Source organism: Sphingobacterium arenae, assembly GCF_014692505.1.
GTDB classification, from domain to species: Bacteria; Bacteroidota; Bacteroidia; order Sphingobacteriales; family Sphingobacteriaceae; genus Sphingobacterium; species Sphingobacterium arenae.
The window spans coordinates 961,192-978,431 of sequence record NZ_JACNYK010000001.1 but is presented as its reverse complement, the minus strand read 5'-3'; the positions used below and the strand labels follow the sequence as shown (position 1 = coordinate 978,431).

The following is a 17,240-nucleotide window of genomic DNA, read 5'->3' as shown; positions in this document are numbered from 1 at the left end:
GCAAGGTAGAAAGTTTGTGTAACAAAACTGTTATGCACTCTCATGGTCGTCATAAAAGAGGCCATTTCCTTTTCGAAAATGGCCTCTTTATAGAAAATAGACAGGAAAAGTATTAATAACTGAATAGACGCACAGGCCCTTTCAGCCCGCTATCCATTAGATTCCAATGACTTGCATCAAAATCTTCGTAATCAATATTTACGAAATTGATCTCATGATAGTTGCGCCAGGAAACTCTTCGCTTATCGAGATCCCGAACGCGGTTAGCCATCAAATTAGCGACTTCTATCCGTATATCATTTTTCCCATTTTGTAACACATCACCAATTTCTACCGTAAACGGATGAGCCCATACGATACCGGCGTCTTTTCCATTTACCCAAACCTGTGCACTTTCACCCAACGCCCCCAAATGCAATTGATATCCCTTGTCCGACTTCTTTTCGATGGTGAACGAGGTTTCGTAAGCAGCCGTGCCAGAAAACTTTTCAGCGACCGCATCTCCCCAAGTTGTCCAATAGCTTAACTTGTCCAATATTCGTGCTTTGGGTAATTGTGGCCCGCCGTGCAAGAAGCTTACCCTCCACGGATGAACGAACACCTTTTCCTCTTGTGGTTGATTGATATAGCGATAGTCCGTATCTACTTTATCCATATCGGACACATACACCACCCAAGCATAACCGGCAGGAATCTGCAAGCGAATAGTTCTCTTTTCTATTGGAAGATTAAATATATCGCCAGTCTGCGGATCCAATAACGTATAATGCGTTCCCTCGCTATTTAACCGAACAAATTGGTCTACTGTTTTATCGGTATGGTTCACCAGGTAATAGTACGTCCCTTTTTCCGTCACCCGTCTATTAAATTTCAACCCCGTACGTGCTAGTCGCTCCGCATACAATTGTTCGGTTTCTAAAGCTGAGTAAACATCATTCGTCAGGTAGACTTTTCCGTCACCATAGGCTGTATATTGGTTTTCTTCATCCCCGTCAAAGTGCAGCGTTGCCAACAGATCTTTCATCTTTTTACGACGCTCTTCCAGATTCGCCAGGCCATTCACATCTTTTGGCAGTGTTTCAAAAATAATTGTCGCGCCGTTCCTTGCTAATGTCAATAGATTGGCGAGGGTTTTCTCCGAAAAATACTGAGTCGATGGGATGTAGATAACCTTATAGGGTCGCGCATTCTCCGCCGTTACGACCACCTTATCTTTTACCGTCGATTTAGCGAGGATCGCATCGGTCACAAAATCAAAACTATAACCTAAACGTTGTAAGTACATACTTTGCTTATAGAACTCAGTTGGATGCAACCAATTATCAACATGATGTACACTTAACGTCTTGAAGGGTGACTTTGTATCGTGCCATACATCGTATATGGGCCAATAAACTAACAGTTCATTATCCGCCTTTGCCGTCTGCAAAATAGATTGCACACGGGTGATATAGCTATTTAATCCGGAAAGATGAGACCAAAACGAGTTGTTGGTCGTGAAATTAACCGATGCATAAAACAACCAGCCCGGATACGGCACATCTTCAGGGGAATAGGTTGTACCGTGATAAAACACATGGTTTACGCCGGCTAAAAACAACTGCTCGACCTCTGGTTTTGCCTGCGCGAGCGATGTCTTGAAGTGCTCCGTGAGCCAAGTAAACGTTTCGGAAGAAGTATATTTTTTACCAGTCGTGTGGGTTGCCGACGATGCGAATTTAAACATCATCGGATCCGGATCGACATTCCGAACATCGGTACTGTCGCGTCTCAAATCCGGAATAGCAAAAAAACTCGATCCAAAGGTCTCACATTCGGCAATATCGGTACTGGCATACAAGTCTATCAGATTTCCCGGAGACCCGTGTGCCTGGTTTTTCGATAGCGCACCGTGTTGATTGGAAAACGAGGTAAAAGGAATCAAAAAGTTATCCCGGAGAATAGCATTCACTACTTCCCGATAATCTGATTTCACGCGCTTTTCCCGCTCTTTGTCCTTTCCTTTTCCGGAAAAGTCTAATAAATACGCCTGTAATTTATAACCCTTTCTTTTTTCAAATTCTTCCAAAAAGCTATCGGTCCAGTTGGCACCATATACTTCATAGCTGTCGTTAAAAAAAGCGCGGATCTGTAAGTCTTTTCCTTGAAATGCTTTCTGAAAATGGCTGAAGTAACGTTGCACCGATTCTTTACCCAAATGGTCAAGCGTAAAGCCCTCACCTCCTGGAGCAGCACGCTTTACTTTTTGACGCGTTCTTCCCGAAAAAAGCGCAACTACCCGGACATCTTCTGGTGCTACCCAGCTTCCCGACTGGTTATGCATCAGGTTATCCAGATCAATCTCTTCTCCATTAGATTTAAACGCTCGAAGAGCCTGTAATTTGCTAAAACTTTGTTTAGTATCACTTACCCCTAGCGGAAATGTTATAGCTTGTCCTTTCTTCAGATTGATTTCATCCAAAAACAATTTGGTCGCCGCATGTTGTTCGTCGATTTGGGATCCACCAAATGGCCAGCCTGTCCCTAAATTAATGTCGACACCCATTTGGTGAGACTTTGCCTGATCTACTGTAAATTCCAGCATATCTATCCATTGTTTCGAAAGAAACGGGATATACCGATCTTCGTATCCTTTTGCTCCATATATTGGTGTTACCTCGACACCGCCAAATCCCGCTTCGTCCAATAATTTAATTTCTCTTTCGAGATTTGGCTTATCTACTGCAGAACCAAGCCACCACCAGCGTGTCCACGGCTTCATTTCCTTTGTTACGCTAGGCCACAAGTCTTGTGTCCATCCCATCGAGGTAGTCAGTCCATAACATAGCAATATCGCTAAAAATCTTCTCTTTATCATCGTTTAATCTAAATGGAATACGTTTATTAAAGGTTTAGAAATCGGAGAAAAGTCAGGGTTGGTTTCCATAATATCGGCCATATATTTCCACCAGCGCTGGACAAGCTCCGTGTTTCCCAGTTCTTGAGATGAGTTACCAGTCAAACGTTGCACCGCAAAAAGTGTATACGTTTCTTCATCCAAATAAATACTATAATCCGCAATACCATTATCCTTTAGTAAAGCAACCAATTCTGGCCAAATAGCGGCATGTCTCTTCTCATATTCTTCCTTCATTCCCGGTTTCAATTGCATCTTAAACGCTACTTTCATCTGTTGTTTATTTTTTTGTGGATATCTATTTCAATAATACTCAACCTACCTTTTGCACCGATATCATCTCTTGTCACGCCGTCATCCAATTTTTTTCCACCAATTTCGGCATGCTGGTTCTCCGCAGCAACAACGGAACTTCCCTTCAGCTGGATTTTCACGCGGCGTCCTTGGGTACGTGGAATTTCTAAGGTATAATACCCTAATGTTGTTTCTGTATTTCCATCAAATACCAGTTTGTCATCAACGAAAACCTGCAACGGATAGCTTCTGGATCTGAAGTTATTCAATTTTAGATCAATCTCGTCAATAGTCGATTTCTTTGCCAGGGTATATTCTATCCAAGCGTTTTGAAGAGATCCATCGTTTACCCAGTCCGTCAGCTCATTATCATCATAGGTAGAGACTGCCATTTCTTGATTTGCACCTGCCTGCACTTTCTGTATCGGCAGAGTTATACGCCGTTGCTTTAATGGTTCCTCTTGCAAACCTTCCCCTCTATCTAAATTCAGGGGCAATCCTATTCCGGCATTTTTCACAAAAAGCCCATTTTTATCCGAGATAGGAGAAACTTCCCATATAAGGCTATCGGCGACAAGACCATTTGATTGTGCCTGGATTTTCACTCCTCCAGCTTCACCAAATCGGGTACGCAGCATAACCCTGTTTACGCCTGCTTCTACCGGTAACGATTCGGAAAGGATGTAATTATTGGGCCCTTGCGCAATACCGCCCCGCCAATCCATAGGCCCATCCAAACGAAAATCAATCATATGGGTCGCTGTGGGGCAACGTCTTCCTTCCTTGTCCAACACTTCCACGTCGACTAAAACCATATCATTGCCATCGGCATATAAACCGTTATCGCCGTGCTTATAATTTAGTTTTACCCGATACGGTTCGCCTGCCGTTTGTATCGTTTTTTCGTTTAACACCTTATCATTTTCATCATAGGAACGTGCTTTCAGTTCACCGGCCGCAAAAGCTATTTGCGGAAAAGTAAACAGAAACTGATAGGAACGATCACCAAATCCCTGGCTCTGTCCGTTCACAAAAAGCTCTACTTTTTCACCTGCACTAACGACGTGTATATCCTTTTTCGTATCTGTTGGATAATTCCAATGCCCGATGATGTGCAACCCTTTGGGGTCTGGGTCGACCCAGCCATCCCACATCACTTGATGTGCATAATACGCATCTTTCGGAATCCGCATAGCGTCTACCTCTCCGCTGCGACGATAGTTCTCCTTCCCTCTATAATGCGTATTAGAGTCAGAAAAAATAATATTTACACCGCCTGAGCTGGCCCTTTTTCCCGTTCCTGGACGTACTTTCCAGTATTCCCACCAGCGACGAACCGTCTCCATGGCATGTTGATCCTGATTTCTGTTGTAGTCGCTGGCATCATTACCTTTATACAGCGGGCCTGCCCCCTCCTTGTGGAAGGGATAGGTATATTCATCCCAGTATTTACGCAAACCTTCATCGCGCATATACTCGGTAGCAATCATCGGATGCCTAGCACTTTTATTGATATAAAGCATCTCTCCACCATACTCAGCCAGCTTGCTATCCAGCATTTCACGGGATCCGATGGCACGTCCACCATGCGGATCATATTGGTCACGAATGGCGATCATCTCGGCCATGTGTTCTTCAGAGATGGATTCATTTCCACTTTCCCAAAACAGGACACTCGGACTGTTCCGGTAGTAGATAATTGCATCTCGCATCAATTCTGTCCGCTGCTCCCATCGGCGGCCTTCCACATCCCTTTCCGCATCGCCAGCGGGGAGCATCTGCATCAGGCCAACACGGTCACAAGATTCCACGTCTTGGCGCCAAGGCGCGACATGCATCCAACGAACTAGATTCGCATTGCTTTCCACCATCAACTTATTGCTATAGTCACTTATCCATGGGGCAACGGAGAGCCCTACTGCAGGCCATTCATTGCTCGTTCGTTGGGCATATCCTTTCATCATCAAGACCTGGTCGTTGAGATAAACCATACCGTCCCGAAATGCGGTTTTCCGGAATCCGGTACGCGTATCAACCGCATCGATCGTTTCTCCATCAACGACCAATTTAGACGTTAGGGTATATAGGTAACCGTATCCCCAATTCCAGAAATTGACATTGTCTAATTTAGATTGTGCCCGGATAATTTCTGTAGTTCCTGCTGCCAGTGAAAATGGATTTTCAAATGTCTGTACGACCACACCAGATGCATCCCTTACTTCCACGACAAATTGCCCCTTAGAAACCGTAGATGTTTCATTTTTTACTTCGGATTCTACATGAAGATCCAACTTCTTTTTGGAAATATCGATGTTCTGCGCATATACATATACGCCCTTTGTTCCTAAATTGGAATATAAGGGCAGGGTCTGGTATGTACCGCCGGTAAAATGAATCCATACATTTTTCGGAATACCGCCATAATTCGCATTAAAGTTTTTATCGTTCCATTGGAAAATGCTGTTGGTTGCTTTTTCCCTATATCGCCAATCGTTATCCGTTCGAACAGCAAGGACATTTTCTCCTTTTTGCAAAATATGCTGAGAGATGTCTAAACCCGCTGCCATGACGCCGTTTTCATGACGACCTATCCAAATACCGTTGAGATAAAATTCCGCTCCGAAACGTACCCCTTCAAATTCCAAAAACACCTTTTCTAACGGTACATCAGCTGGTAATATAAACGTCTTGCGATACCAAACTACATCCGTGCTATGTTCATGTATGGGTTTAGCAAAAGCTTCGTCCTCATTCCAGGCGTATGGTAATGTCACACTTCTCCATTCCTTATCATCCAATTCGGGCTGCTGGGCATCTTGTAAATCGCCCTTGTGAATTTTCCATCCTGCATTAAAACTGTAAGTCTGCCGGGGTTGTGCAAACGTTGTTACCCCCAACAACAAGACACATATCGTTATATAAAGTTTTTTCATATCTCTAGGTTTTAATCTCTTTTCCTACGTGTATATTATCTTCATTTATTCTTTTGTTCCCATGACGGATTAGCACTCAACGTAAATAATAGTTGTCTTATGCAGCAATCTGATTTACATTTCGGCTTCTAATAACCGATACACTTCTGTGCCCGCCAACAAGAAACACCCGAGCCCGTAATCTTCAAAATCAGGTACGCTCGCGTAGCTAACGGGTTGTCCATCCTTGGGCTCTTTTCCGGTTCCTTGAAGATAGCCTAAAAACCCAGACGGGTGAACCGCTTCGTTTACCATGGCTTTCCATGCCTTCTCCATAGCTGGGCGGTAAACGGCAGCGTCCAGAATACCTTGATTAATACCCCAGGCCATTCCGTATACAAAAAGAGCTGTTCCGCTCGTCTCACGGCCACCGAAATGGGTTGGATCGTGCATGCTGACATTCCAGAAGCCGTCTTCCCGTTGTGTAGCAAGAACTCCTTCCATAAGCGCCTCAAAATCCTGTAGATATTCCGCACGATGCTTTTGGTTTTCGGGTAGAAGATCTAATACGCGCACTAAAGCCGCCACTACCCAACCGTTTCCACGCGACCAATAACAATCTTCTCCGTTAGGTTCTTTATACGGTGGAACAAAATCCTTGTCGCGCCACCAAAGCTTATCTTCTCGATTATATAAACCGCCACCTTCAACATCACGCGAGTGCACATACATCTTGTACATATAGTCAAAGTATTGTTCATCATCATACATGACCCCTAGTTTTGCATAGATAGGCATTGCCATCTGAATAGCATCTATCCAGGTCCAGTCATCCACTTTTCCCGATGCGATGACGAAATCGATATTCTTTTTAATATCCGCTATACGTTCCGGCTGTGGATCTATTTCATAAAGATCCAGATAGGTTTGACCGCAGTTTTGATCATCGCCATTACGGGTTTCTGTACCGTTACGCAATCCCCATGCATGATTATTTCCCCAATCCACCGCATAATCATAATATCGTTTGTCGGGATCAATTTTATATAGCGCCATTAAGCCCTCATAATACACTCCCCTTGTCCAAATATTACTTGGACGCCAACGGGTCGTATAAATAGGTTTCTTCGTATCCGGCCATTTCTCCATAAAATAGTTGTTGGTTTGCCGCAAGATTTCCAATACCTCATGCTTGTCCTCCTTTTTGGAAACCAACTGCTTTTTGGATGCACAGGCACTCATGATAACCGCTGTCAACAACAGGAGACTATATATCGTTCTCTTTTTACTACTCATCGTATTATTGAAATAAATTACTTGATCTATATTTGACGCAACTATAATACGGCGTAATTTCTTCCCGGGCAACCTGCTGTATCCTGAGAAATGCTCATTTTTTATCCAGCTTCTGGTATGGTATCACGCCGACACGATCCGCCCAAGCCTCATAAATAGCTGTTAACTCTTTCAAGACCTGCGGATACATATCTTTCACATCGGTATTTTCCGTCCGGTCCTGCGCCAAGTCATAGAGATACCAGATATCCTCCGGGTATTCCGCCACCAACTTCCATTTTCCTTTCCGAACAGCTTTATTCCCCTCGTGTTCAAAGCAAATCGCTCGATCTTCGTCTATTATCTCCTGTTTCCATATCGCCTGCAGAGCTTTACCCTCCATAGGTTGGATAATATGTCCGGTAAATTCCTTCGGGTAAGTGGCATCCGCCCATCCCACTAAAGAGGGCATAATATCAATCAGATGCGCCGGCTGGTCAATCTGGAAACCTTGTGGAATATAGTTGGGGCCATAGGCAATAAAACTTGTGGCATTCCCCCCTTCAAACTCCCAATGTTTGAACTTACGAAAAGGGGTATTACTCACCACAGCACCTTCCTTTCCATATGCCGTAAAAGATCTGGGATGACTCGCTGGAAAGAAATTGGCAGCTCTGATTTCTTCCGTGAACCCTTGGTTGGTTATCGTTTCGTTACTTGCCCCATTATCGGATAGGAACAAGAAGATCGTGTTCTCCAATTGACCGTTTTTACGTAGATGCTCTACTAACCTACCGACATTTTGATCGATGGCATCTACCATCGCTGCATACACGGACATACGTTCATCCCAATGTACTTTTTCTTCGCATGAAAGATCCTTCCAATTGCCGATGGTTGTATCTAATGAAGACAACTCCGTCGACGACGGAAACAAGCCTAATGTTTGTTGCTTTTCAAATCGTCGCTGACGAACAGCCTCCCAACCATCCATATATTTCCCTTGATAGCGTGCAATGTCTTCCGGTTTGGCATGTAATGGCCAATGTGGTGCTTGATAGGCGATATAAAGAAAAAACGGATCTGTTTTTCGCTCCTGTAGGTGTCCCTCTATGAACGAAATAGCATAGTCGGTGTAGGCATCGGTACTATAATAGTTTTGAGGCGGTGTTATTTCTTTGTTATCCAAGGCAATAGTCAGCTTTTGATTGGGTCGATAAGGTCTGTTCTCAAAATAACTATTTGCCCCATCAATAAGACCATAAAACCGATCAAAACCACGCTGTAGTGGCCAGTGTTCCTCTGTCTGCCCCACATGCCACTTCCCTGTCATATACGTACCATAACCAGCGCTTCCCAATACTTCTGCGAGTGTAACCGTCTCGCGGTTCAAGTATCCCTGATAGGCGGGATAGGGTCGGGTGTTCATCATGTCTCCTATCCCTGCTTGGTGGGGATATACCCCTGTAAGCAACGATGCCCGAGACGGACAACAGCGCGAAGCATTGTAAAAATTGGTCATTTTAACGCCGCCTTGCGCCATACTATCCAGATAAGGTGTCTGTATCTCGGATCCAAAACAACCTAAATCCGAATAGCCCATATCGTCGGCCAGAATTAAGACAATATTTGGTCGCTCAGCAACTTGCTGCGCCACAACGATGTCGAATAGTGCTAAAACGTAAATCAGACTGATGCTTATTTTTTTCATTTGTTGTTTTTCGTGATTCGTAACTAATCAAAAATTACCAGAAACTAATTAGGAGATACCAGATACTTTTTCAATCCTATTTCGAGATTTTTCCCCAAATAATCTGCTATTAACGATGCGTTCACTTCTGCCCCAGCTTTCAACGTATGGGTATGATCTTTTGGATCAAAAAATAAACGGCCTACTTCTGCTTTTCCGCTTTTTTCATATTCGGCTATAATCAAATCTTCCAACGGGATAAAAAATGCATCGGCTTGTTGTGCGGCTTCTTTTGCCCATATGGCATAATCTGATCGGATTACTTTGTCTCCCTCCCAACGATTTCGGGGAATAGGCGAGCAGACAATCGCCGTAGCTCCTTTATCCCGAATATTCTTCACAAATAAGCGTAGATAGTATCCGTAACTATAAACTATTTCTTTCTGTTGTAGTAGCGGGTTTTTCACCTCTTGATAATCGTCGCCGTTTCCTTTGATCGTACCACGCGCACGCGAGGTGTCTACAATCGGACTGGCATCATTATGGCCAAACTGCATGAGGACGTAATCTCCCGGCCGGATGCTATCCAAGACCTGTTGCCATAGTTTCGGATTGTTGTAAAATGTACGGCTGCTCGTTCCGCCCAATGCCTTATTCTGCACATCGATCTGTTTCAGATTAAAATAATCTGCGATAAAACTGCCCCATCCCCATTGTCCGTTGCCACCGTCCCCTCGCCCAGTTTTTACCGTAGAATCTCCGATCAGAAAAAGAGTAGGTTTGTCTTTCTTCTCGATAAAAGAGCATAAGCTCCATACCAATAAAATAAAAGATAACGTTATGCTAATTTTGTTGTTCGTCATTTTATATATTTTACCAATGGATGTTCTACATTTCTTAAACCTTCTATCACCGAAGCCGCATTCTCCATAGCTCCCTCATAATTAGTGTGGGTATGGTCTCCCGGAAAATACTTCGTTTTCACCTGTTCCGGCCCCATGTTATCGTATTTTTTGGCGGTAATTTCATTCAGATCGATAAAGGGGACCTGTTCCTCTTCTGCAATCTGCCTTGCCCATAGACCGAAATCCTGATTCGCGCGCTTCACGTTTCCCTGCTCATCCCATTGATTTCGTGGAATCATCGAAACCAATATCGGAGCGGCACCTATCTGCTTCGCCTCCCGTACAAAACGGCGTAAATTTTCACCATAGGTGCGTACTATTTCTCTTTCCCCATTTCCCCAATCCAACGTAATGGAGTCTTGTCCGATTCCTCTTAACACACCTCGATAGCCTTGTCGGGTTGTATCCGGCTTACTGCCCTCATTATGTCCAAATTGAATCAACAGGTAATCACCAGGTTTCATATTTTCCTTCACCTTATCCCAGCGTCCTTCTTTCCGAAAAGTACGTGTACTCCGACCCGCCATGGCATGGTTGGCCAAAACCACTTGTGTCGTATCCAAAAATTCGCCGATTAGCGATCCCCAACCCCAATACGCCTGATTACTATTTCTTACCGTAGAATCTCCAATCAAATAAATCGTCGGTCGATCTTGTTTTCCAAAAGAAAAAAGACATACTGCTAATACGATGACCGTCAATTGCTTTATCATCTTTTTGTCGTCTTTATTTTTTTGTTTTTAATTCTCGATCAGGTTTTACAATACGTATGTCCGGCGTCTCGACCGGCAAGGTCATCCCTGTTCCGAGATAAAAGCCGGTGTGAGGTGGTTGGTTATAGGCCACATTTTGCCAAGCGATACTCAAACGGTATACGGGATCATGCATCAAGGTATACAACCGATATTCTGTCGGAATGCTTGTCGTGTATATCCGTAAGGATTGATTATCATCCGAACGAATAACCAGTTCCTCCCGCCAGTCACCGAAGATATCTGCGCTCAGATTAGGAGTGCTTTTTGATCCATTAATGGAGGAAGCTCCTTCGGCTCTAAAAATAACACCCTGTTGATATTTCTCTATATAATTACTGTTCAACAACTCCCGGCTCAAATCGGCATCCCACCAAATGAGAAAGTTGGTTGACCGTGGGGCATCCCCAACGCGGTTTCCTTTCATATCGTACACGCCTTTTGAACCCAGCCACCACATATAGGCGCCGCGATAATTAGGATCTATATTGGCCGCTACTCCTCTTCCTACGTCCTGATCAATGGCACCTTTAAAGAGCACTTCCCCCGTTCTTGCATCGCGAAGTGCCGCTCCTACACCTTTACGTCCACCTTTCAATTCATGTATACCAAACGCCTCCAAGCCCGGACGGTCCGGATCTAAATCGGTTACATGCAATGCATCGCCATGTCCTAAACCTGTTGTATATAATCCAGTACCGTCATCATCGATGCACATCGCACCGAATATGATTTCGTCTTTTCCATCTTGGTCTACGTCAGCCACCGATAGACTATGATAGCCTTGTCCCGCATAGGGATGTTTACCCGTTTTCGTATCAAAAACCCAACGGCTCACTAATTTTCCATCTTTAAAATCCCAAGCGGCTAGTGTCGTCCGTTCATAATAACCTCGTGTCATGACAAGACTAGGATTCGTTCCATCTAAATAAGCAATCGCTGCCAGATAACGTTCGGAGCGATTCGCTCGAGTATCTCCCCAACTGCGAAGATCACCTCTTTCCGGAAGATAATCCACGGTGCTGACCGCCGCACCTGTACGTCCGTCAAAAACAGTCAAGTATTCTGGCCCCTCTAAAATACGACCATAGGTAGACGAGTTGCTGTCGGTATCCCGCCAATCCGCATCGGCATCGCCTATTATCTTTCCGAGGCCGTCTTTTGTACCGTCTGCCGTTTTACATACGAACTCTGCAAATCCGTCTCCATCCAAATCGTACACCATAAATTGTGTGTAGTGAGCACCCTCCCGAATATTTTTTCCGAGGTTAATTTCCCAAAGAAAAGTGCCATCAAGTTTATATGCCTGAAAAATAGGATCGGTCGTGATACCATTATGCGCATTGTCATGTCCCTTTCCCGTTTGATGTATGATAATTTCATATATGCCATCGCCATCTAAATCCCCTACAGATGCATCTCCCGGCGTATAACCTGCCGGGATTTGTAGTGGAATCTCCAAATACTGCCTTACAGGTGTATTCTTTGCCAGTTTCAGCTCGGCTTCGAAGTTTTCCTGTTGGTTTTGCACACTAACCAACGTATAGGTTACGTCTTTCGTTAAATTGACTTGTTTATCTTCGAAGTTTGTTCCTTTCATCAACGGTTGATCGGTAAGGCGCACCTTTTCCTCTCCTCCGTATTGTCGATAAAGGTGAAAAGGAAGATTATACGCATCCGTTGCGAGCAGACGCCAACTGAGAAATGCGCTATTATCGCCCGTTTTAACCGCAATCAATCCACGGTCTAAATATTCCATATAACGTTGGGCCGAAAGAGGTGTTGCCAGAAACACGGCAGATATGACGAACAGGAGGTTTATCAAGAAGTTCTGTGGGGTTGTAGTGCGTACCATATCTTTATTATTTTGGCTTATTTCTGAACAATTTCTTTACCGTTCACGACGACATTGTTTAATGTAAAATTCTCAATATAGTCCTGATTGATATGTGGTCTTTTCGCTTTGATATTCATGTTTTCAAATATAAAATTGGACAACTGATACTGATCGGAGTTACTTACATCAAACAATACATTACATTCCAAATCGATATTACGTAGGCGGATATTCCGCGCATAGGAAAGTTTAATACCTTCTTCTCCCTTCAAGTTAAAAAACTGTGTCCAAGGGCGGATAAACAGCATGATATCAGCGGTTCCCTTGACATTTTCAACAAGAATATGTTCGTACTCCTGTGGTGTATCAGGCCGCATCTTCAATTGTAGCATTCTTTTCGCGCCATTTAGCGTATTATTCCGATAAATAATGTTATAGCTATGGATCGATTCACTACCACAGGTTAATGTACTATGACAGAATCCAAACGTACAATCTTCAATAATAATATTATAGTTCGGGCCATTATTAGGGTCTTTATCGGCTTGCGGTCCTTTTCCTCCTTTTAACGCAATAGCATCATCGTTCACCGACATGTAACAATTTTTAACCAATACATTATGGCAGTCATCTAAATCTATAGCATCAGAGCTCGGCGCTTTAACAGGTTTCTCTGGCGCTGTGATACGCAGATCAACAAGTTTTAAGTTTTCGCACCGGTAGTAATGTGATGTCCAAAATGGTGAATTCCTTAGGTGTATCCCCGAAATCTGCACGTCTTTGCTGTTCGACACATACAATACTCGTGGGCGCATTTCATCTTTATTTGTACAGTTTGGATTAAATCCGCGTCGAAGCCAAAAAGCTTTCCAATACCGGAGTCCATTTCCATCTAACGCCCCCTTCCCCGATACCGTAAAACCATCTACTTTGTCTGCATTGATCAATGCCGCAAAATACTTCACTGTTTCTCCTTCTATACGCGTCATCAATAATTCAAAATGGCTGATATCATCACTTCCTTTTATGACCGCATCCTCTTCTAAGTGTAAATGGGTTTTTGGTTTAAAAAATAAAGATCCACTAAGAAATGTACCTTTCGGGACAACGATTACTCCTCCTCCACTTTCATAGGCCTTGTCTATGACGGCCTGAATTTTCTCTGTCTGTAGGACCGTACTGTCTTGAATAACACCAAAATCCGTAATACGATAGGATTTCCCCAATTTATCGATACGTGTAGGTTCTACTTTTTTAAACCAATCGGAGACTGCCGTTCCATCTGGAAATCGATCTTGCCCCTTTATCAGGTTCAGAGAGGTAAGGCCTACAAATAACATGGCTACTATGAAGATTCTGCTTTTCATCTGTTTATTTTTTCTTTTATAATTTTAAATTGAAACATAGGTTTCTCTACCTTCCGGTCAGCTCGCTAGCTCTATTATTGTTTCACTCTTTATTTATCATCTCTAAACTATTAACAAATAGCGGCAAAGGCAACCTGTAGTGTCCTGTCTGCACAGCTAAAAAAGGCGTATTAAGTCGCTTTTTTGAGAAAAAACCCGTATATAGGTTCGATAGTGTCGTGTAAAAACTTTGTTATAACGGGCAAATAATGGTATCCACTTGCACAAATGAAAAAAGCTGGCCAACAATCCCCGTTGACCAGCCAAGCTAAACTTAACTAAACTAAAAACTAAACGATTATCTTCAAAACTCGGCTGTTCTATTCTTAATCGGTCAAGATGTTTTCTTTCGGCATCACAAACTGTGTATTTTCTTTTTCACCTTTCGGTGTACCAAAATAAAAGTAGAGGGTACGGGATACAGGTTTATCCAGTGTTGTCATTTCTCCGGCCGGACCGTTGACTTCCGGTCTGTTATTGATACCCATAGCCAATTTAGTACCGATAGCCGGGATAGCATCCAAAAAGGAAATATCGCCTTCGGGCAGTTTGGGGTAATGTTGCGGTCCAGAAATGCCATAGAAATCGAACAAACGTAAATACATATCGTCCTGCTCAGTGGCCACGAGGAACTTGCCTTGTGTCGTATTAAATTGTACCCAGCTTACATCGGAAAAATATCCCTTGAACTCGGGAAATTCCCAAGGCCCAATACCTGCTCTGGAGTCGTTATACATATTTTCCCACGTATTTAGGGTAACGCCTTGTAGTCGGTTTTTCCAAACACGATACGGTCCGTTACCCAACCACTTTGCCGTGATGATATAATTTTCCGGAAAATTAAAGCTTACGCCAGCATACGGACGCTTGCCGCGCATCTCATAGCTATAATCTAATTTTAGCCACCCATCAGGTCGCATGGTCCACCGGATATAATCCAACTGACCGTCAAAGGTAAACTCCACGGTCTTATTTTCGCCTACCGAATTCGTCTTTACATCCTTCAGGGTGTATTCTCCGTCAATCAAAAGCGGTCCATCTCGGAAAGCGAGCTTCATACTATAATCATTTGCTAAATCAGCCAACAAACCTGTTTCCTTTGCTATAAAGGCAGTAATACCATTGGCTTTCAACATATAGTGTACGCTATCCTCTGTCAGCTCTACCGTAGTCGCCGTCTTGACAGGTAAGATATCCTTCGTAATAGCCGCATTATCCCGAACCCGCCAAGACCAGGTATATATTTCTTCGCCATGAGGATCAGTGGCTGTTAACAATAACGCGTCATAAACTTTCCAGTCGTCCGGCAGTTGAAGCTTTAAGATTCCCTTTTCGGTCGGCTTTATCGCCGGCGCGCTCAGGCCGTATTCTTTTTCTGTCCGTATCCCTTTAGCATCTGCATAGGGTAGTTGATAGCGAACCAGCTTATAGGCAAACGAACAGGCGGAAAGGTCCGTATGATGATAACGATTTTCGACCTCGATGTTTCCATCGAAATCAGCCGGCAGCTTTTTCAGCTTGATATGAACTGGAGAGAAAATCTCTTTTATCGCAAAGAAACTCCCCTCCTTTTGACGATATGGCCCTAAAATGCCGTCAGGTGCATTTACCCGATTGACATCGATAGTGCCATTAAAGTCTGTCCGTACGATGCCTTCGTCTGCAAAGTTCCATATAAAACCTCCCCCTCCAAGTTTAGCCTCCCAATGCAATTCCCAAATATCGGCTAATCCGGCCGCTGCACCACCGTCATCTTGTGCATGTAGGAATTCTGTCGTCATGTAGATATTTGGTCCTTCCAGTATTTTTTTTGTAGAATAATAATCTTCATAGTGATTGCCGTCTATACCGTTAATGGCATTTCCCGGCCGATGGTGAGCATGAATCACGGTGCGTGCGGATAAATCATATTTCGCGTATTCGTCTACTAATTCTTTATTATGACCGCCCTCGTTACCGTTGCTCCATAGGATGATTGACGGATGGTTCACATCACGTATGACCATCTCTTTTACTAATTTCTTTCCGACGGGTGTTCCGTATGCTTTTTGCCAACCAGCAAGTTCATCCAGCACATATAGTCCTAAGGAGTCGCAGTAATCTAGAAACGATTTGTCGGGCGGATAGTGCGAACAACGAACGGCATTCATATTCATCTCTTTGATAAGCTTCACATCGTTCAAATCTAATCTTGGGTTTACGGAACGACCTGTTTCAGGCCACCACACATGGCGGTTTACGCCTTTCATTTTCACTTTCACACCGTTCACATATAGCCCATCTCCCTGGCGTACCTCAACCGTACGAAACCCGAAACGTTCTGTTGTTTGATAGTTTTCCACGCGGTCATTTTCTAACGTAAAAACGGCATGATATAGATGAGGCGTCTCTGCTGTCCATAAGTTGGGGTTCTTTACAGCTAAGGATACTAGTCTCACCGAATCAGACGCTTGTAACTTGACACGTGTCGTTGCGACAACACTTCCTTCTCTATCCTTCAAATCTACACGTAAGGCTGAATTTTCTTGAATATTCTCTAGATAAACATTGCTCTTAAACGAACCATCGGCTTTTGCATCAATAGCTGTCCATGCAATATGGGCTTTAGGCGTAGCTTCCAAATATACGGGTCGGTATATCCCGCCAAAAATCCAATAGTCGGCCAAGCGTTCCGCATTATTCACCGTATTGTCTTTCGACATTTTGGAGACCGTTGCCTCCAGTGTATTCTCCTTGCCGAAATGAACCTTGTCTGTAATATCATACGAAAACCGATAGAAAGAACCCTGATGGATATCGCCAGCCAATTCTCCATTAATCTTCACCTCGGTATCCGTCATCGACCCTTCGAAGACGATAGAAATCTTTTTGTCTTTCCAATCTGCAGGAACCTTAAATGCATGCCGATAAATACCTTTTTCTTCATGAAAACGAAAATTCTTACCGTAGGTTACATAGTCGCGACCATAATTATAGGATCCAAAGCCCTGTTGTTCCCAATGACTAGGTACTGCAATTTTTGACCACTCCCCTGCTTTCCTCCCTCCGGTGATCCAAAAATCCCACGCCACGGTGTGCTCGTTATCAGTACCCGATAAATATTGCACTTCTTTTGCAACCTGCGCGTAACCAGGCACGACAATGCACAGAAGAAGTATACAAATGATATATATGTTTATTTTATGTGAAAACATAGGTTTGTTCATTGTTTTTAAAAGCAGGGCTAAACTACAAAACAAAATACGGTTTTGCATCCTGCGGCGTCCTGTCACT

The 17,240-nt window shown here is 43.6% G+C and carries 10 protein-coding genes; all 10 read right to left on the bottom strand.

Features of this window, described 5'->3' with window-relative positions; all coding sequences use genetic code 11:
- Nucleotides 1–112 precede the first annotated feature (112 nt).
- The 10 genes from H8B17_RS03730 to H8B17_RS03685 all read right to left on the bottom strand — a co-directional run bounded on the left by H8B17_RS03730 (nucleotide 113) and on the right by H8B17_RS03685 (nucleotide 17,173).
- The gene (locus H8B17_RS03730) at nucleotides 113–2,857 is read right to left on the bottom strand and encodes a glycosyl hydrolase (protein ID WP_223816345.1); all 2,745 of its coding nucleotides are present in this window, start codon (nucleotides 2,855–2,857) and stop codon (nucleotides 113–115) included.
- A 3-nt stretch (nucleotides 2,858–2,860) separates the two neighbouring features.
- The gene (gene rhaM, locus H8B17_RS03725; RefSeq protein ID WP_190307802.1) at nucleotides 2,861–3,169 is read right to left on the bottom strand and encodes an L-rhamnose mutarotase; all 309 of its coding nucleotides are present in this window, start codon (nucleotides 3,167–3,169) and stop codon (nucleotides 2,861–2,863) included.
- Nucleotides 3,166–6,123, bottom strand: a complete 2,958-nt coding sequence (locus H8B17_RS03720; RefSeq protein WP_190307801.1) for a DUF4982 domain-containing protein — start codon at nucleotides 6,121–6,123, stop codon at nucleotides 3,166–3,168. Before H8B17_RS03720 ends, rhaM begins: the two co-directional genes overlap by 4 nt.
- Before the next feature lie 114 nt (nucleotides 6,124–6,237).
- Nucleotides 6,238–7,398 carry a glycoside hydrolase family 88/105 protein gene (locus H8B17_RS03715; protein WP_190307800.1) on the bottom strand — a complete coding sequence of 387 codons (1,161 nt, stop codon included), beginning with the start codon at nucleotides 7,396–7,398 and terminating at the stop codon, nucleotides 6,238–6,240.
- 94 nt (nucleotides 7,399–7,492) lie between these two features.
- Nucleotides 7,493–9,088 carry an arylsulfatase gene (locus H8B17_RS03710; RefSeq protein WP_190307799.1) on the bottom strand — a complete coding sequence of 532 codons (1,596 nt, stop codon included), beginning with the start codon at nucleotides 9,086–9,088 and terminating at the stop codon, nucleotides 7,493–7,495.
- Nucleotides 9,089–9,132: 44 nt separating this feature from the next.
- Nucleotides 9,133–9,930 carry a rhamnogalacturonan acetylesterase gene (locus tag H8B17_RS03705; protein WP_190307798.1) on the bottom strand — a complete coding sequence of 266 codons (798 nt, stop codon included), beginning with the start codon at nucleotides 9,928–9,930 and terminating at the stop codon, nucleotides 9,133–9,135.
- On the bottom strand, nucleotides 9,927–10,685 hold the full coding sequence (locus tag H8B17_RS03700; protein WP_190307797.1) for a rhamnogalacturonan acetylesterase: 759 nt from the start codon (nucleotides 10,683–10,685) through the stop codon (nucleotides 9,927–9,929). The genes H8B17_RS03705 and H8B17_RS03700 overlap by 4 nt, the downstream gene beginning before the upstream one ends.
- Before the next feature lie 13 nt (nucleotides 10,686–10,698).
- Entirely contained in the window at nucleotides 10,699–12,579 is a 1,881-nt protein-coding gene (locus H8B17_RS03695; protein WP_190307796.1) for a rhamnogalacturonan lyase, read from the bottom strand.
- A 17-nt stretch (nucleotides 12,580–12,596) separates the two neighbouring features.
- The gene (locus tag H8B17_RS03690) at nucleotides 12,597–13,928 is read right to left on the bottom strand and encodes a rhamnogalacturonidase (RefSeq protein WP_190307795.1); all 1,332 of its coding nucleotides are present in this window, start codon (nucleotides 13,926–13,928) and stop codon (nucleotides 12,597–12,599) included.
- 365 nt (nucleotides 13,929–14,293) lie between these two features.
- On the bottom strand, nucleotides 14,294–17,173 hold the full coding sequence (locus tag H8B17_RS03685) for a glycoside hydrolase family 2 protein (RefSeq protein ID WP_223816344.1): 2,880 nt from the start codon (nucleotides 17,171–17,173) through the stop codon (nucleotides 14,294–14,296).
- Between the last annotated feature and the right edge of the window lie 67 nt (nucleotides 17,174–17,240).